Source organism: Companilactobacillus sp. y65-5, assembly GCF_057541095.1.
Genome location: NZ_BAAJOA010000002.1, coordinates 411334 through 430616 on the forward strand (window position 1 = coordinate 411334; position 19283 = coordinate 430616).

The window sequence follows — 19283 nt, forward strand, 5'->3', positions numbered from 1 at the left end:
AATCTCCCTAAATTGCCCAAAAAAATAGAGTTCGGGACGAAGTCCCAATCTCTAGAATAGTATCGAATATTAACTTCAAAGGCAAGCAAATCCCGTTCTACCAGAGCTGTGAATATTGCCCATTAGTTTGAACCAGATAACTGCCAACTGGTGAATCTGAATTCTTGCTATAAATGTTTACTTGGTAACCTGTTACGTTGTTCCAAGTTATTTTACCGTTCGCAACGTATTGCGTCGTGCTATTGTCATACGTCGTACTCAAAGCACTAGCCAAATACTCGACCGCTTGGTCCGAAGTGGTCAAATTAACACTAGTCTGTGTCTCTTGATCCTTTTGAGTATCAGTCGTAGCAGTCTTGTCACTATCAGTATTAGTGTCATTACTACTTGTAGTGCTTTGAGAATTATTGCTCTCACTATCGGAATCATCATTATCATCTTTAGTTGATTGATTGTCACTGCTTGAAGTTGATTTGGTAGATTTCTCAGGTGTTGCACTCTTGGTACTCTTTTGTGTTTGTTCTGACTTGGAATTAGAATCAGTTGAACTTGCTGATTGTGTTGAACAGCCCGCTAATAAAACTCCGAGCAAAGCTATAGTTACAAGTGAGATTTTTTTAAACATAATCGGTACCTCCCTATCTTTTTATTATATATGGGGAATTCGCCATTATGCAACAGTAGACAAGAAACATTAATAAATCTTAGAGAAATCGATTTTTTCACCTTGACGCATCATTGTTTCTAACTCGATCGACTTATCCACCACGATGCTTTGCGCATCGATCACGTTATAAGGATGATCTGAGGCTTTTTCTTGAGCATATGATAGTTCAGTACAGCCCAACACGATCACGTCACAATCGAATTCATTATACATGCGCTTCAAAATATCGTAATACTTCTTAGCGTTCATTTGACCTTTTTCCTTGATGTCATCGTAGATCAAACTCTCGACGTCATCACGGATGGACTGATCACCTAATGTGTAATTGAAACCGGCACTCTTGATCTCATCTTCGTAGATATGGTCGTCGATCGTACCTTTAGTAGCGATCAAACCGACTTTTTTAGCATCTGGATATTTTTTCTTCATCGTTGTGATGGCTAGATGTGGCATGTGGATCAACGGAATATCTGTCGCCGCCTGCAATTCTTGATAGTAATAATGGGCTGTATTACAGATGATGACCATGAAGGCTGGATCCAAGAGACTTTGTTGTTTCAAATCTTCCACTAGTGGTGGCAAGAAGCTAGGCTTAGAGTGGTCTAAGATATGGGCAGTTCGATCAGGAACAGTCGCATGATTGACGAGAATATAGTTCAAGTAATCTTGATCTTTAGTTATCGGCGTTCTTTGATTCAATAAGTGAATGTAACTTTCAGTGGCGAGTGTTCCCATACCACCAATAACAGTAAAGAATTTTTGCATAGTTTATCCCTCGATATCTTTTAAAATATTCTTTGCAACAACTGGGTCACTAGGATATGGCACGTCCACGCCATTTGTCTTTTGATAATGATCCTCACCCTTAGCTGCTAAGACAACAATATCACTGCCTGAGCTAGTCTCAATCATTTCCCGAATAGCGCTCTGGCGATCAATGACCGTCTTAACTTCGACTTTGGAGTGGTCGATATATGAGTCGATCTGCTTACAAATCTCAACTGGATCCTCAAATCCCGGATCGTCGGTAGTCAAGATCACACTGTCGGCAGACTCAGTCAGAGCCTTACCAAAACCTTCACGACGAGAGACGCCCTTATTCCCAGTACTACCAACGACTACTTTTAGTTTTGATTCTGGATATTCTTTTCGTAAGAAACTTAGTAGAGCTTTCATACTAGCATAATTGTGCGCGTAATCCACGAATATTGTCCCGTGGCTCTTAGTGTTGATATGCTCCATTCGACCCGGTACCCGCGCTGTATGTAATCCCTCAGCGATATCTTCCTTGCTAGCGTGAGCAAGACCGGAAGCGATAATAGCTGCTATCGCATTCATCTCGTTGAAGTCACCCACTACCCCCAACTTGTATTCACCATCGAGGTTGAGTTTTTTGCCCTTGTCAGTCACAGCTGTGACATCGAAGATACTGTCGCTCAGAGTTGTTTCTTTACTAGAGATACTGAAGTCGGCATCTACCGTCTCACGACCAAATAAGTAAATGTCATCATCAGAACTAGTTTCACGCGCGGCTGCCAAGACTGTTTCCAAATCATTGGTCTGCGCATTTATCACGTTGACCTTAGAATTGACTAATAATTGCTTCTTACAATACAAATAATCAGCGAAGGTTGGATGTTCATTCTCACCGATATGGTCAGGTGTGATATTCAAGAAACCCCCGACATCAAAGTTCAAACCGTAGACACGATTTTTTTTATAAGCTTGTGAGCTGACTTCCATGACTAACTTGGTCATACCATTATCTACTGCACGGCGCATATCACGGAACAATTCCATTGATTCAGGCGTAGTCAAGTCAGATTTGAACTCATCCTCAGGCTTAGGTCCAACGATCCGATCTATCGTCGAGAATAGAGCAACCTTACCAGGATACGCTTGGTTCAAGATATTATGGATAAAGTACGCTGTTGTCGTCTTACCTTTGGTGCCTGTGAAGGCAATGATGAATAATTCTTTCTCTGGATTACCGTAAAAAGCCGCACTCAAGATCGACAGTGCTTTTTGAACATCTGTAACGATCAGACGACTGATACTGTCGTCATACTCTTGTTCAGAGACATACAATCGTGCACCTGAATCGATCGCTTGGCGCAAGTATTCAGCCTTGAAATTATTTCCTTTGCAGAAAAAGATCCCATCAGTCTGATCTTCTTGAGAATTATAACTGATGTTTGTGACCGTCAAGTCATCAACGAGAACCTTACTGGAAACTAATAAGTCATGCTCTTTTAAAATATCGATTGCCTTACTTACTTCTAAACTCATCGTCTGCACTCCTAATCAAATTATTTAAAATAAATTACTAAAGAAATCTACTATCTGATCCCACAGATTCTTTTTAACTACTACTTTTTTGATCGTTAATTTTTTCTTAGTTTGAGTATAGGGAATATAGCCACCCGGGGCGTTAGTTGCGATCAACTTGAACGTCTTTTTGTTAGCAGTCGCCTCAAACCCTAAATCATTCTTAGATACAGTATAACTTAATGTAGAATTATCGAAACCATTAGGTAACCACATATAAACATCTTGCTTAGGTTTGTACTTCTGATTGACCAGATCACCCGGTGTCATGATTTTTTGATAAACAAAATTTTCTTTCACGTAGTGAGCTAAGTTCTGCGTACTTCGGAATCGTTTGTCGATATCATCGTCTTCACCCGCAACATTCATCACGATCGTGACGACCCTAGTATTATCCATCGGCAATGTCCCTACGAAGGACTCACCAGCTTGTTCAGTCGTACCAGTCTTGAGACCATCGAATTCATAACCAGCTTGATAATCACGCTGACCGTTCAACAATAAGTTCAGCGAGTTGTAAGTCTTCGTTTCGTCACCAACTGGAAATTGTAATTTAGCCTGCGAAGTAGTCTCTAAGACTTCTGGATATTCGTCCAAGATGTGCTTGACGATGATAGCAATATCATTGACTGATAGCTTATTCTCACCCGTCTCATCGCCTAAGTACATCCCCTCACGAAGATCACTGTTATTCAATCCTGACGCATTGTAGATCTCGGCGTCTTTGATACCCCAGTCTTTCAAAGTCTGGCGCATTAACTTAGCAAAGGATTTTTGATTGCCACTGACCATCTGTGCCAACATCATCGCAGCAGAATTCGATGAAACTATCCAAGATGCATCATATAGCTGTTTCACCGTATAGAGCCTGTCAGTATCAAGACGAACATTCGTCAACTCGTCTTGTTGAGTCATCTCTGCTTGCTCAGCTGTGGGACTGGCCGTATCGGTCCACTTCAAGTCACCTTGATGGATAGCCTTGGTGACTAGATAGAGCGTGATTATTTTAGTGATCGAACCGATCGCCACTTTTTTATCTGCTTCTTTTGAATAAATAACTTGACCGCTATTTTCATCAAATGCCATCGCCGCACTGGCATTCAACTCTGGTTCATCATCCGCCTTAACTACTTGCGGATTGATCGGTAATAGTATCATCACGGACATTAGTAATAAGAGTTTGTGTATTATTTTTTTCATTGAGTTCCTCGCTATTGCTTTGAAATTGGGAAGTAGATAACAAAGGCCGTGCGTTCGTTATCCGATGTAACTGCTATTGTACCACCGTGGAGTTTAACCATGCTTTGAGCAATAGCTAATCCCAGTCCAGTGCCACCCGTCTCCTTATTACGCGAGTCCTCGACCCGATAAAAACGGTCAAACAAATGTGTCAATGATTCTTGTGGGATCGATTGACCATTATTGGCTACTCGCACTACGACATCCGTTGCCGTTTCTTCAGCTTCTAGCCACAAGTGTGTCGCCCCTTTGCCATACTTGAAGGCGTTCGTTATCAAGTTATTGAAGACCCGTCCTAATTTTTCGGTATCACCATTCATCATGATTTTGGCAGGCTTAGACTTGACGATGATCTCCATACCGCGTTTATTTGCTTCCAATTCGAAGTCAGCCGCCAATTGGTCCAACATCTGAGTCATGTCAAAGGTAGAGATAGACAGACGACTCGTAGCTTGTTCGACATTGGCGTACTCAAATAATGAATTGACTAAATTTTGCATCTCCAAGGATTTCTTGTAGGCGATATGTGAATACTTCAAAATCTGACCGATATCTTCAAAATTCTTGCCCTCGATCAAACCTAAGTAACCGATAACTGAGGTCAGCGGAGTTCGCAGATCGTGACTGACGTTGGCGATCAATTCATCTTTACTGTCCTCAGATTTCTTTTGTTCTGAAATATGTTTATTTGTATTCAAGACCAACAGGTTGACACTGTCAACGATACTTTGTAATCTCTTGTTGACCTTGAGATTTATCTTGTGATTAAGATCTCCCGCCGCAATTTGGATCAGTTCTGATTCGACCTTGTAAACTTCAAATTGGCGATACGTTTTGATGACCACGTGGACGGAAACAGCTAACTCGATCAGAATCACTAGTATCAAGAAAAACCAGATACCCCAAAAAGTCGACTTCACTAAATTATGATTGATATTTTGAATGACCCGATCGATGCTCTTAAAGGTTTCGTTACTATAGAAGAGATCTGAAATGATGATCAAAATAAAATTTATAATCTGAAATAAAAGAAAGGTGCCTATTCCTTCAAACAGGAGGACACCTTTTTCTCTTCTATCCAGTTTGATTCGCTTATTCAAAAAATCAAACCTCCACTTTATAGCCAACGCCCCAGACGGTCTCGATAACCTTTTCACCGTCTGTTGCTTCTTCGAGCTTATCTCTAAGGTGACTTACGTGCACCATAACTGTTTTGGCTGAAACAACACTCTCTTGCTTCCAAACCCGTTCAAAAATCTCATCTGCTGAGAACACCCGATTGGGATGACTTGCCAGAAGGTACAAGACCCCAAACTCTAAGGCTGTCAATTGCACCTTATTGCCAGAACTAGTAACTACCTCATGTGAGTCCTTATAAATCGTGATTGGACCGACCTCTAGCTTGTCAGGGACATTTTTGGATGTTTGCTGTGCACTACGACGTAGCAAGGAACGTACTCGAGCCATAACTTCCAAGGGATTGAATGGCTTCGTGACATAATCATCTGCACCAGTGATCAGACCTTGAATCTTATCCATATCCGTCGTCTTAGCGGATACGATAATGATCGGAATCTGCGATTCTTTGCGGACGCGCTTTACTACTTCGATCCCATCGATCCCTGGCATCATAATATCCAAGACCATCAAGGCAATATCACTGTGTGCGGCCAATGCATCGAGAGCCTCTTGACCGGAGTTAGCTGATATAGGCTCATAGCCTTCATTTTTTATGTAAATACTGAGTAATTCAACAATTTCTTTATCGTCATCTACCACTAATATCTTCATTAATAAACCTCTCAAGCGCACATTTTTACAACTAGTCATATTATACAATATTATGTTAGTGTATTACTAACCGTATAAGAAAGTGAGTATCTATGGACTATTTAAAGAAAAGAATCCGCTTCATCATGATATTTATTTTTTCACTAATTATTTTTGGCGTCGTCCAATGGCAGATGTCCACTAACGTAAATCTCAGTGGCGACAGGGTACTTTGGATATCTGAAATTTTAAAGTCCGCCTGCATAGGTTTTGGACTGTATGCGATCGTTATGTTCTTTAGAGTCAAATAAAAAAAGACCTGCGTCCTGTAAATCACAGAACGCAAGCCTTAAATTTATAAATGTCTAACTTTTTGCAGACATATACATAGTAATAGTTTAGTTACCTTCAACTCCACCCAAGTTATTAACAAAATCATCCTTTGGTTGGTCTGAATCTACCATATGTAAGTCGGAATGTAGTTGATGTAAGAAATCTAAGAACGCTGAATTAATTCCTAGTTCTTCCAATTCAGTTAAGGAAAGGTCATACTTGATTGAATTTTCTTGACCTAGTTCGACTTTTTGAACCCAGTTTGGTTCTCTGATCGACTCGCGACCAATGGCAGCAAAGTCAACGCCTGCGTCGATAACTTTTTCAGCATCTTCAGGTGTTTCGATCGATCCAACTGAAATCAATGGTAATCTACCATTGACTGCTTCCTTGATCCTTAAAATAATTGGCGTCGTATCTGACTTGTCGCTGAGTGAAGCGCGCCAAGCATATCCCATCGAAACGTGAAGATAGTGGATTGGTTGATCTGCCAATACGTCGATAAACTTCAAAGTATCTTCCAAACGAATTCCTGGTTCCTCAATTTCTTCAGGAGAAATTCGATAACCAACGATGAATTTGTCATCAGCATACTCATCAACAACTTCATGAACACGTTTAATGATCTCCAACGCAAAGGTCATTCTTTTTTCAACACTTCCGCCCCACTTGTCGCTTCGACGATTTGAATGTGGTGAGAAGAATTGTTGCATCAAGTATGTGTTAGCTCCATGCAATTCGATACCATCAAAACCAGCTTCAATAGCACGTCTCGTTGCTTGACCAAAGTCGTCAATGATTTGTTCGATCTCTTGATTTGTTAATTCCCTTGGAGTTTCAGCATTAGGACGCAGAGCGGCCACAGCGCTGGCTGATACAGGTTGAGTACCACGTAGGATCTTGGAATTAGACATTCTACCAGCGTGGAAAATCTGCAAAATCGCTTTAGTACCATTTTGCTTCATCGTATTTGCTAATTTTTGTAAGCCCGGCAAGAACTTGTCATCAGCGACTGATGGTTCTCCCTCGAAACCTTTACCGTCGTCAGAAACATTCATTACTGGAGCAATGAACATCCCCACTCCACCAGTATGGATATCAAAATATCTCAATTCATCTTGAGAAACAGCACCATTCTCTAGAGCTGCAGCTTCAGTCATTGGTGGGATTACGATTCTATTCTTGACAGTAACTCCATTCGCAAAAGTATATGGCTCCAAAAATTTATAATTTTTTGTCACAATGAATACCTCTCTTTTAACTGTTGATGAAGTCATTGTAATCGCTAATATGCTAGAATAATAGTACGCACTTTTAAGTAACCACCTGTAAATCAAGGAGGTTTATTATGGTTGAAAAAATATATCACATGGCCCTTGATTTAACGATGTCAATTATTAATGGTAAATGGAAATCACTCATTTTATGTAACCTTGGTTCCAGACCCATGCGCAATGGTGAATTAATGAGAAAAATTTCAGATATTAGTCAAAAAGTCTTAACACAACAGCTCAATGAACTGATCGCTGATGGTATCGTCAAAAGAACTAGTTATCCCGGACTACCTCTGCATGTTGAATATTCACTGACACCTGAAGGAGAATCCTTACGAAAAGTCTTGATCGACATGTCGAACTGGGGCGAGAAACATGCGATTGGACTAGAAAAGCACGGTGAAAAAGTTGGTTTTCAATATAACAATTTTGTATAATCTGATTTAAATCAAAAAAACTACGGCATGATTCCGATGGAATATCGGAATCATGCCGTAGTTTTTTGTACTCTAAATTTTACTTTTCACTGTCCATTTGATCGGCAAAGGCCTTAAATGATGACTTCTTAATGTCAGCACCCTTGCTATTTACCTTCGATTCAGCCAATTTACTCAATCTTTTCTTTTCACTCTTGTCTAACTTTTTCATTCTTAATACCTCCACGTCTTATTAAGACCATATGAGTATTGCAAAAAAAATAGTAGGCGTTGTTAGCGTTGAAGCTCTTTTCTTGTAATTCATAACTGATCACAACTCCATGCTAACGCAAATATTGAAATATGCAAGTTTGGGGGGGTTGAGGATAATTAGAGCTTGATAATCTCCGGTAACATGTAAATCCCATAGCAAAATAGGCCAACCGCTATGGTAAAGATATAAATCTCATTTCTAGTAAAAATCTTTTCAGAATTTTTCTTCTTAACATAGATATACATGATTGTTCCTGGAACTAACGCTAGGATAGTTAAGACTAGATACATTAATCCGGACGCATATATCAACCAGAACATGTAAATAGTCGCTAGCGAACCCACTAATACGTTTTTAGATAGAAACTTTTCTTTATTTTGTTTAGTCAATTTTAATTGAAACAGTGCCACGCAAGTGTATGGCAATAGTATCGTAGAAGACGATAATTTAGAAAGTAATGAGTACGCCTCATCCGTGAATAAAAAGCTCAACAATAAGATCTGAACAATCAAATTAGTAATGAAGATGGAGTTGATAGGCATATCATTCTTATTTTCTTTGGTAAATACTTTAGGGAATAGTTCTCTTAGTCCGGCTTGATAAGCAACTTCTTCTGCTAGCATCGTGTTAGCGATCCAAGCGCCAAAGATAGCAACGATGACACCGGCATTTACAAGGATTGCTCCCGGTTTACCGATAACTTCCTCAAGTACGTAGGCCATTGCTGGGTTAGGTAAATTCTGTAATTGTTTTTGGCTTAAAATACCGAATGAAAATACTGTTACGGTGGCATAGATCAATGTTACAGCCGAAAAACCAATTATCGTAGCTTTACCAACGTCGCTACGTTTTCTTGCTCGTCCAGAGAATACTACTGCACCTTCGACACCAATAAATACCCAAATTGTAACTAAAACTGTCCCTTTTAGTTGTTCCATGATACTAGATGAATGGGTCCCATTACTAGAGAGATTACCCCAAAAATCGGCCATAAAAACATCCTTATTGAAAGCTAAGAGTATACAAACAATGAAGATGAGAATCGGTACTAATTTAGCAAGCATAACTATCGTATTAAGTAGTGCCGCTTTATCCAATCCTCTAATGATCATTGCATGAATCACCCACAGCATGATAGATGCACCAATTATTGAAGGAATATTCTGACCATTTCCAAAAATCGGGAAGAAATAACCTAGCGCACTAAAAAGTAATGTTCCAAAGGCAACATTACCGATTATGACTGAGATCCAATATCCCCAAACTGAATTGAACCCAATGTAATCGCCAAATCCTTCTTGGGCATAACTGAAAACACCTGAGTTCAAGTCTGGACGTTTATTATTGAGATTTTCAAAACAAAAAGCTAATGAACCCATTCCTAAACCTGCTACGATCCATCCTAAAATCGTTACACCGACTGAAGCCGAATTAGCTACTTCCTTCATTAAGTTAAAGATTCCGGCTCCGACAATAGCACTAATAATTATTCCAACAAGTGAGAATAAACCAATTTTATTATCAGCTTTTTCCAATCGCTACACCTTCTTTGATAAAAAAATAGAGAATTGCATAGTTTAGTAGATGACAATTCTCCAAATTAATTCAATTAACTAAAATCTCAATGATAAGCAACTTAATCCGCCATCAATCTTACGATATTCTGAAGTATCAACAACTAATACTTTGTATCCAAGATCTTCGATCTTCTTTTGCACTTTAGGATATCCTGCTGGAACTAATACATAATCATTTACCCAAATACAATTTGCTCCATATGCTTCGTCCATTTCAATACCGATCTTATTGAATTTTTCAAATTCTGGAGCTGTTTTAAATTCACCAGCCGTTAGCAAATTATTATTCTCTAAATATGCTAGACCTGTCTTCAAATGTAGCATTTCTTTCATTTCTACCATTTGACCTGAAAGTCCATATTTTTCAAGAATGGCAATCAATTGTTTACCACCAGCCTCGTTAGTTCTAGCTGAATGTCCAATATAGAAGTGATCACCTACCATCATGATATCTCCAGCTTCAACAGTACCTGGATCCTCGATATACTCAACATGTTCATAAAATTTATTTAGAGCTTCGATCATATCGGGAAGTGCTGCTTCCTTTCTTCTGCTCAAAGCACCAGGACGTGTAACGATTGCACATTTACTTGTACATAATGCAACATCTTCAACAAAACATGAGTCCGGAAAATCGTCTTCTGGCTCAAGAACAGTTACATTTACGCCAGTTTTTGTTAATGCACTGACATAGTTTTCGTGTTGCTGTAATGCCTTTCGATAATCAGGCTTACCTTCATCAGCACTAGTGATTCCCTCTGAGATATGTTTCGATGGGACACGTACAATAACATTTTTAAACATTTTATTTTCCTCTTCTCTTGTATTTAATGTTCACTAATTCACAACTAAAGTATACAATATACAATATGGATTTACAACCACGATTTTATGAATATGAAATAACGTATAGTACAATATACTCATAGGAGGATAAGCATGGAGCCAAAAGAAAAAGTATATAATTTTATTTCTGAACAATTAACGCTGGGAAAATTACAGCGAAGTGATAGATTAACGGAACAATACTTAGTTAACCATTTAGGAATAAGCCGTACACCAGTCAGAGAAGCCCTATTACAACTCTCTGCCGATGATATTCTAGAACGCGAACCTCGAAAGGGATTCAAGTTAAAAACATATACCAAGAAAGACGTTGAAGAAGTATATCAATTGATCGGCGTTTTAGACGGTAAGATCGCGCAAATGGAACTCGATGCTCTGAATAGTGACGATTATGCACTGATGCAATTTTTGGTCGATAGCATGTATTCTGCCATCGACAATCAATTGTATACAAAATACAATAGTTTACAGGAACAATTTCATAACGTTTATACCGACAAGTGTCACAATTCATTGATTAAAAAAGAGTTGAATACTAAGAAAAAGATATTCATCGGTAAAGCCTATTCAAGAGTTGATAAAGATTCGATTCAACAGATTTTACGACATACGAATGACGAACATCAAAAAATACTGAATTATTTTAAAGAAAAAAAATCTCTAGAACTGAGATCATTTCTAGAGAATACACATTGGAATATAAAAAATGCTAAATATGATATTTGGTAACTTGCTGTTTATCGCAACCGAATAGTTACCAAAAAGGCATCGCCATATCTTCTAAAAGATAAATAAGCGATGCCTTTTTTATTATATTATTTTACAAATAGTATCTGCCTAGAAGAATCCACGATCATGAATTCCCATATAACGACGGAAAACAAAACGGATTCCGTAAGCAACAGCAGCTACGATAAGATAGCCAATTGCGCTCAACGATGGATTGATTGATGTTGGAACAAACGTCATAGCGCCTAGGAAAATAAACATCAGCATCAAGCCTATGGCTAGATAACCGAGAGTAATTCCCCAACCGGGACGTTCTTTCTTAGGTTTCTTCATTTGAATATTGAACCATGTTAATAACGTTCCCCACATCCCTGAAAGGATTACCAAGGTCACGATACCGGTTTGATTGCTGGCACCAGCCTTCTTGCTGGTCAATGCAACGATTCCGTATAACAAAGCAAACAGTGCGAAGAACAACAATGAATTATCGACTGATGATGCCCAGAATGGTGTCTTCTTAACTGGTTTAACCGGGTGCACGATCTCCCCAGCCTTCTTTGTTACTGGACCATACAACTGATTGGCAGGTACACCATTGATCTGATTGTCGATCATCTCTGGCATCAACTTATCAATCGCTTCTTTGGCTTCATCTTCCTTGAAGTCATTATCGACTAAGTATTTGTTCAGCTTAAAGACATATTCCTGATTCTTATTACTCAATTGTTCACGTAACGCATCTGGATCAGCTGAATAAATTTTTTCAGTTGTATCTTCACGTTTTATTTTTTTGGCGGCTGTAATTTTCTGCTTTTCCGCAGCCACCTTATTCTTCTCTCTTAAATCGTCAGCCATTAATTCTCCCCCAAATTAGACATTGAATCTGAACTCAATAATATCGCCGTCTTGTACTTCGTAATCTTTACCTTCAACACGCAATTTACCAGCTTCCTTAACAGCTTGTTCACTGCCCAAAGCATCTAGAGCATCAAATGACATGACTTCAGCGCGAATGAATCCACGTTCAAAGTCTGAGTGAATGATACCAGCTACTTGCGGTGCTTTCATGCCCTTATGGAATGTCCAAGCACGTGTTTCTTTACCACCAGCGGTGAAGAAAGTTCTTAGACCTAGTAATTTATAACTAGCCTTGATCAATTTATCAAGACCTGACTCTTTAACGCCTTCAGCTTCAAGGAACTCACGTCTATCATCATCATCTAATTCAGCGATTTCTTCCTCTGTCTTAGCAGATACACCGATGACTTCAGCCTCTTCTTTTTTAGCATAGTCTTCAATGATCTTGTAGTACTTCGAAGCCTCTGGATCGGACATGTCATCTTCAGCAATGTTAGCGACATACAAAACTGGTTTTGAAGTCAATAAGAATAAGCCCTTGACGATTTTTTGTTCATCTTCATTGAATTCGATGGTTCTTACTGAGCCACCCTCTTCAAGAACTGGCTTGATCTTTTGCAAAACAGCAAACTCAGCGATAGCCTCTTTGTCCTTAGCACTCTTAGCCATCTTTTCAACTTTGCTATAACGCTTGTTGACGCTATCCAAATCAGCGATACTCAACTCCAAGTTGATAGTTTCGATGTCGTCCAATGGATCAACTGTTCCTGTGACACTAGTGATGTTATCGTCATCAAAAGCACGAACTACGTGTACGATCGCATCAACTTGACGGATGTTTTCAAGGAACTTGTTACCCAGTCCTTCACCTTTACTAGCACCCTTAACGATTCCGGCAATATCTGTAAACTCAAAAGTTGTGTGAATCAATTTTTTAGCAGGGATCAGCGTGTCGATCCTTGATAAACGCTTGTCAGGTACTTCAACCATCCCAACATTAGGGTCGATAGTAGCGAATGGATAGTTCGCCATTTCTGCTCCAGCCTTGGTTATGGCATTGAATAGTGTTGATTTTCCAACGTTAGGTAATCCTACGATTCCGGCAGTTAAAGCCATTATAAATTCTCCTCGTTTCCATTAATATTAGGTTGTACAATTTGTGTCTGCTTCAAATAAAATTCTTCTTGGCTCACATCAACTTGTGCAGCTTCTGTTATTACTTTTTTAAATTTCTTATTAAAATCATTTCTAGGGATCATCACGATATGACCACATCCTAGGCACTTGACCTTGATATCAGCGCCTACTCGGATGACTTCCCACTTATTGGCCCCACAGGCGTGAGGTTTTTTCATCATTACGATATCGCCTAAATTAAACATACGTCGCCCTCTAATCTAATTTTATTCCTAAGATGTCCAAGATTCGATTGAGATCTTCAGTATTAGTGAAGTCGATCTCTAGTTTACCGTGACCACTACGAGTTTCTTTGACCGCTACGGAGGTATCGAATTTTTCGACTAATCTTTCTTCAGTTGCTCGGATATAAGGTGATTTAGATTTTGAAACTTTTTTCTTTTTCTTGATGTCATGTTTAGTTTCAGTCGCTAGTTGTTCCAATTGACGAACAGTTAAGTCTTCACTGACTGCTCGCTTGGCTAGTTTGTCGATCTGCTCTTTGTCCTTCAAACTCAGTAATGTTCTAGCCTGTCCCATTGACAGATCACCATTTTGGACGAGTTTTTTGGTTGCATCGGGTAGATTCAGCAATCTCAAGTAATTGGCGATATATGGTCGACTCTTGCCTAAGCGCTGCGAAACTTGTTCCTGCGTCAAGTTCAACTTAGAAATCAAAGTTTGATATGCGTCTGCTTCTTCCAGCGGTGTCAGATCTTCACGTTGTAAATTCTCTAATACCGCGATCTCCATCATGCCTGACTCACTAAGTGGACGTACAATAGCCGGTATCGTCGTCTGCTTAGCGATTTTACTAGCACGGAATCGACGTTCACCAGCGATTATCTCGAAACCATTGACGCTTTCACGAACAATGATCGGTTGGAAAACGCCGTTTTGTTGGATCGATCGAGCCAACTCATTCAAAGCGTGCTCATCAAAAGTCTTTCTCGGTTGGTATGGATTAGGACGGATATCATCAAGTGACAGGTCTACGACTGTCTCACTATTCTCATCGATCGCTTCAAATTCAGAAAAGATCGCATCGATACCCTTACCCAAACCTTTTTTATTTTTGTTTGATGCCATTACGCTTCAACACCTCCTTGGCAAGATCACAGTATGCTTCGGCACCACGAGACTTGTCATCGAAGTCTACGATCGGTAGACCATAACTAGGCGCCTCAGCTAATCGTGTATTGCGTGGAACAATTGCCTTATAAACCTTATCCCCAAAGTACGATTTAACTTCCTCGACCACTTGCGCACCCAAGTTAGTTCTGGCATCCAACATCGTCAGCAGTACACCTTCGATCGCCAAGTTATTATTGAAGTGTTTTTGGACTAAGCGGATCGTATTCAACAATTGGCTCAATCCCTCTAAGGCGTAATATTCACTTTGGACTGGAATGATGATCGAATCACTCGCAGTGAAAGCATTAGTAGACAGTTGGCCCAAAGATGGCGGGCAATCAACTAAGATGATGTCGTATTTGTCATCTACCTCTTCCAATCCAGCACGTAACCTCGTCTCACGTGCCATCATCGTAGTTAGTTCCATTTCAGCACCAGCCAATTGGATCGTAGCTGGAACAATATCAAGATTTTTATGTTTTGAATGAATGATCGTCTTGGTCAGTGGATATTCGTTCACTAAGACATCATAAATATCTTTTTCTACATTGGCTTTTTTAATACCCAAACCACTTGTAGCGTTGCCTTGTGGATCAATATCTACTATCAAGACTCTTTGACCTAAGTCAGTTAAGCACGCACCAAGATTGATAGTCGTAGTTGTTTTACCTACACCACCCTTTTGGTTCGCAACGGATATTTTTCGTGCCATTTTATTCCCCTATTCTTTGCAAAATACATACATTAAATTTTAACATTTAATAGTAGTTAATTTAAGGTCATTTGATTATTTCACGAGTGGCTTTTTGTTTGGAGTTCCCGGCTTTCTAGGATACTTGGCGGGTGTCGACTTGATTTTATCGATGAAAATAAAATTCCTAACACCTTCAGCGTTAGGTAACTCGAATGACTTTTGGTCAGTGACCTGTCCACCGAGAACTTTTATCGAATATTCAGCGTTATCCAATTCTTCAGGAGCCTTTTCTGATTTCATAGCGATGAAAGTTCCGCCCACCTTTGATAATGGTAGACATAGCTCGGTCAAAACATTCAAGGCTGCAACGGCTCTAGCCGTTACAAGATCGAATTTTTCGCGATATGATTTGTTCTTGCCGACCTCTTCAGCACGTCCATGCACCAAAGTCACATCGTCCAGATTCAACTTGCTGACTAGTCCGTCCAAAAATTTGATGCGCTTATTCAATGAATCAACGATAGTTATTTTTAGTTTAGGGTTGACGATTTTCAATGGAATCGATGGGAATCCAGCTCCAGAACCAACATCACAGAGCGTTAATTCTTCAGTCAACAGCTTATTATCAACAAAATCCAAAACCAAGGAGTCGTAGAAATGCTTCAAATAAACTTGGTCTTGTTCGGTGATCGAAGTCAGGTTCATAACTTTATTAGTTTCAACCAATTCGTTGAAATATATCTCAAATTGTTGCTTCTGAACATCGTTCAATTCAATACCTTTTGCGGCCAAAGCCTGATAAAATTCTTCTGGTTTCATTTATACCCTCCACTCGTGAAACACATGTTTCACACTATTTAATCCTATATTATTATAGTGCTTAATTCAATGATGAGTTATCCATTTAGAAACAACTCAGTTCAAATTATGTTGCTTTTGCAACAAAAAAGTTTTATTATATTCGCTATCTTAAAAAAATCATATTTTGTATAAATGAGGTAAATCAATGGCTAATATCATGATCAAAACAACGAACGAATTGTCAACTAACGAAGTGATCGACATTATGAAAGCTCGGGTAAAAGTCTTCGTAGTCGAACAAAAATGTCCCTATCAAGAAGTTGATGACGATGATTATCAAGCGATCCACGTCTGCTTATTATCAAAAGATTCCGACGATACTAAAGATCTAGCAGCTTATGCTCGGATCATGGACAAAGGTGACCATGTGACTTTTGGACGTGTACTAGTTGTCAATGAATATCGTAAGCAGGGGTATGCCCGTGAATTAATCGACGCAAAGCTAGCCGAGATCGAACAAAAATTCCCCAAGAAAAATATCCAGATTCAAGCACAATCTTACTTGCAGGATTTCTACGCCAGCTTTGGTTTCAAAGCAATCTCTGACGTTTATTTAGAAGATGATATCCCTCATTTGGATATGCTGATCGAAAAGAATAATTAAATTTTTAGACTTAAGAGCACAGCAGTGTTCTTTTTTGATACTATTACTATTGTATCCTTGAGGGGGAATAGTAAAAAAATGTCAAAATTCATTAAAAATAATCCAGTTCTGATAGCAATCTACATCATCATTGCGATACTTTTTTGTATCATCAACACATATATCGGTATCGCCGCTATCGTTATAGAATTGGTCATCTTAGGCACGATCTTTAGCAAGAGCCAAGGTGGAAAAGTGCCTTCAAACGACTATCTAGCCGAAGTTACCGGTCTCAACAGATTAGACAAGTCCGTCGTTACGACTAAGGACTTCTTCGTTATGGAAGGTATCGCCTTTATTCTAAATATGCTATCGATCTTCCGACTACCCGTCTTAACGCTTGATTCAACCGTCAATAAACTAAATTTAGACAGCAACATGATGGCATCGATAGGTTCATTACAACACAAGAGTGGAATGACTTTATTTGATATTGGTATTCTATTGACGAAATCTAGTACGCCAGATAAGTACATTCAGTATGGTAAATATGCGATTCTGATCACGATCATCTTTGCTTTCATCGGCGCCGTTGCCCAGTTATTTAGAAAACACAATAACTCTATTTTGCTAATTTGTTCTATTGTACCAGCGGCCTTTTATATCATCGCCTACATCGCTAGTGGTAGTAATGTGATCATCAAGAACATGATCGATACTGGCTTCTACATGGGGCTCTTAGCTTCAATCGGTCTAACTGCTATTGCACTGCTCAAGATGAGTGTCTTAAAAGATACTGCTCCGCAAAAACGTGAACGAGAAGAAAGCAGTTTTAAATAGTTTAAAAAAGATGCCTATGGGTATCTTTTTTTTTGCGGCAAATAATTCGACAATCGACATCAAAGGAGCTAAAAATTATCATGAGAAACTGGGGTTACCGATAAAATAGCCACTGTTTCTACTCTCAATAATTAGTGGATTTTATTTTTATCAGGGAGATATAAACATGACAACAAAAAAAGATGTCAAAGATTTTGCGAAAAAAATTTTTACTAATATAATAACGAAAATTAAGCAACTGTTTAGCACAAACTGGATCAAACGCTTGAAAAAGTCCGACGCAGAACCTAATACTAAGAAACGATCACTCAAACTACCTATCACTCTGGCAGTGCTATTACTGAGTGCTGGTTACTTTTGGGGTTCGTGGTATTACAGTAAAGACCGTCAACTCGACCATCTGTCGGACAATATAACTAGCGGCGTGACCAAAAAGATGGCCAGTGCGACCGTTACCCCTGACGGAAACAATATTTCTCCAGGTGAACTGATACCCTTAAAAAAATTAGTTACCAAACAGACCAATATCACCGCCCAGATCAGAACTATCATTGAACATGAAAGCACTTATAGCAACTTTGAAGTTATCAAAGTCGGCAGATATTTTGGGATATTCCCCAAGTATAAGATCGCACTGAAAAGACGTAAAATAATCGTTGAGACTAATGTCAATAAACCAGTTTTTAAAATAGCTGGAAAAAGCGTCAAAGCGAAGAATCAAAATGGTGAATATTACTTACAAAAAGACATCCCCGGTCTATATTCGGTCGATATCGGTAGTAAATCGAGTAAAATTCAAAAAACTGAGCGTGTGACCGTCCCTGTTTCTGGTGAATCAGACTTGACTGAGGTAGAAGTAACGATGAAATATACCCCTAGTCCTTAAATTGGCTAAAAATACCGTGAAATAAGTAATTTCGTTTGTATATACCATTGCAATTGTTTTAAAATGAATGTGTAATTATTTTTTGATAATTTTAATCAAACTTACGGGAGATGCGCTTATGTACCGATTCTTTGCTCAACCTCAAGTAAATGAAGAAAATAATTCTATCTTTGGATACGAGCTCTTGCTTAGAACCGACGAAAGTGGTTCATGGAACCTGCCAAAGGACTTCACGGCTGTTTCGATCGACCAACAAGCTAAGCTGTTGGAACAAATAGCTATCAAACTAAATGCGGCTGTACAAGATATTGCACTGGCGTTGAATTTGAACTGCAAGCAATTGAATGATCCGCTTACTTTGAATGCGATCGTTCAGCTAAAGAAGCGTATCAATCCCGTACCATTAATGATCGAATTAACTGAAGCTCCTACTTTGGACAAAATGAAAGAAGTCAGTTCACTCTTACATCTGTATAATATCGAAGTCGTCTTCGATGATGTGGGCACTGGCACTAACACTTATGATAATGTACAAACATTGCTCCCTTATGTCGACCAGATCAAGTTTGCCATGCAGAATTTACGGATGAATGGGGACGCTGACAAGATCCCTCACTGCCTAGAATTTTGGGCTCACCTCGCTGAAAAACATCACTTAGAGTTGATCCTAGAAGGTGTTGAAGATCAAGCTGATCAAATCCTAGCTAAAAAATTCGGTATCAATATCCAACAAGGTTACTTATATGGTAAGCCGGCATTGATTTGAATATAGCATAAAAATAGCCCTGTAATCGTCTT

At 39.1% G+C, this 19283-nt stretch carries 22 protein-coding genes; 6 read left to right on the forward strand and 16 right to left on the reverse strand.

Annotated features, from left to right (window positions below):
• Positions 1–97: 97 nt before the first annotated feature.
• The 7 genes from AC27FM_RS06040 to AC27FM_RS06070 all read right to left on the reverse strand — a co-directional run bounded on the left by AC27FM_RS06040 (position 98) and on the right by AC27FM_RS06070 (position 7578).
• The gene (locus AC27FM_RS06040) at positions 98–625 is read right to left on the reverse strand and encodes a hypothetical protein (protein ID WP_487086733.1); all 528 of its coding nucleotides are present in this window, start codon (positions 623–625) and stop codon (positions 98–100) included.
• Between the two features lie 69 nt (positions 626–694).
• Complete coding sequence (locus AC27FM_RS06045) at positions 695–1432, reverse strand: amino acid racemase (RefSeq protein ID WP_487086735.1); 738 nt, start codon at positions 1430–1432, stop codon at positions 695–697.
• A 3-nt stretch (positions 1433–1435) separates the two neighbouring features.
• Positions 1436–2956, reverse strand: a complete 1521-nt coding sequence (locus AC27FM_RS06050; protein WP_487086737.1) for a UDP-N-acetylmuramoyl-L-alanyl-D-glutamate--2,6-diaminopimelate ligase — start codon at positions 2954–2956, stop codon at positions 1436–1438.
• A 24-nt stretch (positions 2957–2980) separates the two neighbouring features.
• The gene (locus tag AC27FM_RS06055) at positions 2981–4195 is read right to left on the reverse strand and encodes a D-alanyl-D-alanine carboxypeptidase family protein (RefSeq protein WP_487086739.1); all 1215 of its coding nucleotides are present in this window, start codon (positions 4193–4195) and stop codon (positions 2981–2983) included.
• Between the two features lie 11 nt (positions 4196–4206).
• Complete coding sequence (locus AC27FM_RS06060; RefSeq protein ID WP_487086740.1) at positions 4207–5334, reverse strand: sensor histidine kinase; 1128 nt, start codon at positions 5332–5334, stop codon at positions 4207–4209.
• A 4-nt stretch (positions 5335–5338) separates the two neighbouring features.
• Positions 5339–6025: a response regulator transcription factor gene (locus AC27FM_RS06065; protein ID WP_487086741.1), complete on the reverse strand. Its 687-nt coding sequence runs from the start codon at positions 6023–6025 to the stop codon at positions 5339–5341.
• A 377-nt stretch (positions 6026–6402) separates the two neighbouring features.
• Positions 6403–7578: an NADH-dependent flavin oxidoreductase gene (locus AC27FM_RS06070; RefSeq protein ID WP_487086743.1), complete on the reverse strand. Its 1176-nt coding sequence runs from the start codon at positions 7576–7578 to the stop codon at positions 6403–6405.
• A 107-nt stretch (positions 7579–7685) separates the two neighbouring features.
• On the opposite strand from AC27FM_RS06070, the gene AC27FM_RS06075 reads away from it, so the two are divergent.
• Entirely contained in the window at positions 7686–8048 is a 363-nt protein-coding gene (locus tag AC27FM_RS06075) for a winged helix-turn-helix transcriptional regulator (RefSeq protein WP_487086745.1), read from the forward strand.
• A gap of 79 nt (positions 8049–8127) precedes the next feature.
• Here the strand turns inward: AC27FM_RS06075 and AC27FM_RS06080 are convergent, their stop codons facing one another.
• From AC27FM_RS06080 to AC27FM_RS06090, 3 genes are all read right to left on the reverse strand, one after another.
• Entirely contained in the window at positions 8128–8259 is a 132-nt protein-coding gene (locus AC27FM_RS06080; RefSeq protein WP_487086747.1) for a hypothetical protein, read from the reverse strand.
• Between the two features lie 158 nt (positions 8260–8417).
• A complete protein-coding gene (locus tag AC27FM_RS06085; RefSeq protein ID WP_487086748.1) occupies positions 8418–9836 on the reverse strand; it encodes a basic amino acid/polyamine antiporter in 1419 nt (472 codons plus the stop codon).
• A gap of 78 nt (positions 9837–9914) precedes the next feature.
• Positions 9915–10682 carry a dimethylarginine dimethylaminohydrolase family protein gene (locus AC27FM_RS06090; protein ID WP_487086749.1) on the reverse strand — a complete coding sequence of 256 codons (768 nt, stop codon included), beginning with the start codon at positions 10680–10682 and terminating at the stop codon, positions 9915–9917.
• Positions 10683–10817: 135 nt separating this feature from the next.
• Between AC27FM_RS06090 and AC27FM_RS06095 the strand changes: the two genes are divergently transcribed.
• Positions 10818–11453: a GntR family transcriptional regulator gene (locus tag AC27FM_RS06095; RefSeq protein ID WP_487086750.1), complete on the forward strand. Its 636-nt coding sequence runs from the start codon at positions 10818–10820 to the stop codon at positions 11451–11453.
• Between the two features lie 108 nt (positions 11454–11561).
• On the opposite strand, the gene AC27FM_RS06100 is transcribed toward AC27FM_RS06095, so the two are convergent.
• The 6 genes from AC27FM_RS06100 to rsmG all read right to left on the reverse strand — a co-directional run bounded on the left by AC27FM_RS06100 (position 11562) and on the right by rsmG (position 16134).
• A complete protein-coding gene (locus tag AC27FM_RS06100; RefSeq protein WP_487086752.1) occupies positions 11562–12308 on the reverse strand; it encodes a DUF1129 domain-containing protein in 747 nt (248 codons plus the stop codon).
• 15 nt (positions 12309–12323) lie between these two features.
• Positions 12324–13427 (reverse strand): redox-regulated ATPase YchF, encoded by a 1104-nt coding sequence (gene ychF, locus AC27FM_RS06105; RefSeq protein ID WP_487086753.1) that lies wholly within the window; start codon positions 13425–13427, stop codon positions 12324–12326.
• Positions 13427–13693: a DUF951 domain-containing protein gene (locus tag AC27FM_RS06110; protein ID WP_487086754.1), complete on the reverse strand. Its 267-nt coding sequence runs from the start codon at positions 13691–13693 to the stop codon at positions 13427–13429. Before AC27FM_RS06110 ends, ychF begins: the two co-directional genes overlap by 1 nt.
• Positions 13694–13703: 10 nt before the next feature.
• Positions 13704–14576 carry a ParB/RepB/Spo0J family partition protein gene (locus tag AC27FM_RS06115; RefSeq protein WP_487086756.1) on the reverse strand — a complete coding sequence of 291 codons (873 nt, stop codon included), beginning with the start codon at positions 14574–14576 and terminating at the stop codon, positions 13704–13706.
• Positions 14557–15333: a ParA family protein gene (locus tag AC27FM_RS06120; RefSeq protein WP_487086758.1), complete on the reverse strand. Its 777-nt coding sequence runs from the start codon at positions 15331–15333 to the stop codon at positions 14557–14559. Before AC27FM_RS06120 ends, AC27FM_RS06115 begins: the two co-directional genes overlap by 20 nt.
• A 75-nt stretch (positions 15334–15408) precedes the next feature.
• Positions 15409–16134: a 16S rRNA (guanine(527)-N(7))-methyltransferase RsmG gene (gene rsmG / locus AC27FM_RS06125; RefSeq protein WP_487086760.1), complete on the reverse strand. Its 726-nt coding sequence runs from the start codon at positions 16132–16134 to the stop codon at positions 15409–15411.
• A gap of 187 nt (positions 16135–16321) precedes the next feature.
• Between rsmG and AC27FM_RS06130 the strand changes: the two genes are divergently transcribed.
• The 4 genes from AC27FM_RS06130 to AC27FM_RS06145 all read left to right on the forward strand — a co-directional run bounded on the left by AC27FM_RS06130 (position 16322) and on the right by AC27FM_RS06145 (position 19251).
• A complete protein-coding gene (locus AC27FM_RS06130; RefSeq protein WP_487086762.1) occupies positions 16322–16780 on the forward strand; it encodes a GNAT family N-acetyltransferase in 459 nt (152 codons plus the stop codon).
• A 78-nt stretch (positions 16781–16858) separates the two neighbouring features.
• Positions 16859–17599 carry a hypothetical protein gene (locus AC27FM_RS06135; RefSeq protein WP_487086764.1) on the forward strand — a complete coding sequence of 247 codons (741 nt, stop codon included), beginning with the start codon at positions 16859–16861 and terminating at the stop codon, positions 17597–17599.
• Between the two features lie 166 nt (positions 17600–17765).
• On the forward strand, positions 17766–18485 hold the full coding sequence (locus AC27FM_RS06140; RefSeq protein WP_487086766.1) for a zinc ribbon domain-containing protein: 720 nt from the start codon (positions 17766–17768) through the stop codon (positions 18483–18485).
• A gap of 118 nt (positions 18486–18603) precedes the next feature.
• Positions 18604–19251, forward strand: a complete 648-nt coding sequence (locus AC27FM_RS06145) for an EAL domain-containing protein (protein ID WP_487086768.1) — start codon at positions 18604–18606, stop codon at positions 19249–19251.
• Positions 19252–19283 lie beyond the last annotated feature (32 nt).

Bases quoted from the DNA above. Each gene is read 5' to 3' on its own strand.
- AC27FM_RS06040 (WP_487086733.1), bottom strand. From the start codon at position 625: ATGTTTAAAAAAATCTCACTTGTAACTATAGCTTTGCTCGGAGTTTTA.
- AC27FM_RS06045 (WP_487086735.1), bottom strand. From the start codon at position 1,432: ATGCAAAAATTCTTTACTGTTATTGGTGGTATGGGAACACTCGCCACT.
- AC27FM_RS06050 (WP_487086737.1), bottom strand. From the start codon at position 2,956: ATGAGTTTAGAAGTAAGTAAGGCAATCGATATTTTAAAAGAGCATGAC.
- AC27FM_RS06055 (WP_487086739.1), bottom strand. From the start codon at position 4,195: ATGAAAAAAATAATACACAAACTCTTATTACTAATGTCCGTGATGATA.
- AC27FM_RS06065 (WP_487086741.1), bottom strand. From the start codon at position 6,025: ATGAAGATATTAGTGGTAGATGACGATAAAGAAATTGTTGAATTACTC.
- AC27FM_RS06075 (WP_487086745.1), top strand. From the start codon at position 7,686: ATGGTTGAAAAAATATATCACATGGCCCTTGATTTAACGATGTCAATT.
- AC27FM_RS06080 (WP_487086747.1), bottom strand. From the start codon at position 8,259: ATGAAAAAGTTAGACAAGAGTGAAAAGAAAAGATTGAGTAAATTGGCT.
- AC27FM_RS06090 (WP_487086749.1), bottom strand. From the start codon at position 10,682: ATGTTTAAAAATGTTATTGTACGTGTCCCATCGAAACATATCTCAGAG.
- AC27FM_RS06095 (WP_487086750.1), top strand. From the start codon at position 10,818: ATGGAGCCAAAAGAAAAAGTATATAATTTTATTTCTGAACAATTAACG.
- AC27FM_RS06100 (WP_487086752.1), bottom strand. From the start codon at position 12,308: ATGGCTGACGATTTAAGAGAGAAGAATAAGGTGGCTGCGGAAAAGCAG.
- ychF (WP_487086753.1), bottom strand. From the start codon at position 13,427: ATGGCTTTAACTGCCGGAATCGTAGGATTACCTAACGTTGGAAAATCA.
- AC27FM_RS06110 (WP_487086754.1), bottom strand. From the start codon at position 13,693: ATGTTTAATTTAGGCGATATCGTAATGATGAAAAAACCTCACGCCTGT.
- AC27FM_RS06115 (WP_487086756.1), bottom strand. From the start codon at position 14,576: ATGGCATCAAACAAAAATAAAAAAGGTTTGGGTAAGGGTATCGATGCG.
- AC27FM_RS06120 (WP_487086758.1), bottom strand. From the start codon at position 15,333: ATGGCACGAAAAATATCCGTTGCGAACCAAAAGGGTGGTGTAGGTAAA.
- rsmG (WP_487086760.1), bottom strand. From the start codon at position 16,134: ATGAAACCAGAAGAATTTTATCAGGCTTTGGCCGCAAAAGGTATTGAA.
- AC27FM_RS06130 (WP_487086762.1), top strand. From the start codon at position 16,322: ATGGCTAATATCATGATCAAAACAACGAACGAATTGTCAACTAACGAA.
- AC27FM_RS06135 (WP_487086764.1), top strand. From the start codon at position 16,859: ATGTCAAAATTCATTAAAAATAATCCAGTTCTGATAGCAATCTACATC.
- AC27FM_RS06140 (WP_487086766.1), top strand. From the start codon at position 17,766: ATGACAACAAAAAAAGATGTCAAAGATTTTGCGAAAAAAATTTTTACT.
- AC27FM_RS06145 (WP_487086768.1), top strand. From the start codon at position 18,604: ATGTACCGATTCTTTGCTCAACCTCAAGTAAATGAAGAAAATAATTCT.